This is a genomic window from Oleiphilus sp. HI0132, from assembly GCF_001635845.1.
In genome coordinates this window covers 1-748 of the sequence record NZ_LWGJ01001689.1, presented here as the reverse complement: position 1 = coordinate 748, position 748 = coordinate 1, and the positions used below count along the sequence as shown (strand labels likewise).

1 protein-coding gene is annotated in these 748 nt (G+C 47.2%); it reads right to left on the bottom strand.

Annotated elements, in window-relative coordinates; translation table 11 throughout:
* On the bottom strand, nucleotides 1–748 hold a 748-nt coding region (locus A3766_RS31605; RefSeq protein ID WP_369808659.1), incomplete at both ends, for a PhnE/PtxC family ABC transporter permease.

Genomic DNA, 748 nt, shown 5'->3' with positions numbered 1-748 from the left:
AAGGTATGCACGCCGAGAATTCCCAGTATGGCACTCTCTCGTAGAATCACCTCCCAGCGGTAAAACAAAAAGGCCAAAAAGGGCCGATATAATCTGGGCGTGACTTCGTAGGAATATAGATTAATGCCTTTCGGGGCGTCTTGTCTTAGCTTAAGGTTGCGTGATGCGTTGCCAATCAAATGCGCGATAATCGCACCATTGTGCAAGCTCAAAGCCACGATCGCGGGCACCATCGAGGGACCCATCATAATCAGTAAAACAAACACCAACATCAGCTCAGGTATAGAGCGCAAAACGACTAACAAGAAGTGTGACAGATAACGGCTGCCTTTGTTCAAAAATAAGGGTGAAATAAAGGGGTACATGACTAAGGCTAAGATGCCACTGCCCACCAATGAAATCATGGTCAGTAATAAGGTATTCCAAACGCCTTCGGCCACCTGCTGCTGTATCAGAAAGCTAGCCCAGTCCCATGTCGCATACCAAGCCTCTAGCTGCCAAAGAGTTTCAGCCCCTTTTAAGGGTTCAGGCAGGATATCGTAGCTTAAAAAGCGCCATATCAGATCGGTCTGTGTACTCAGGTATAAATTCAATTGAGTCGATAACCACACCACCGCGACTAGCAATAGCAGCAATAAGCTACGACGATGACTCCAGAATCTTAAGCTGGCGATGACAAAAAAGAAGACATAGAGCACTGCCGCGGCCTGATCGTACTCGCCTTCACTGAAGAAGCTTTCGAGATGAA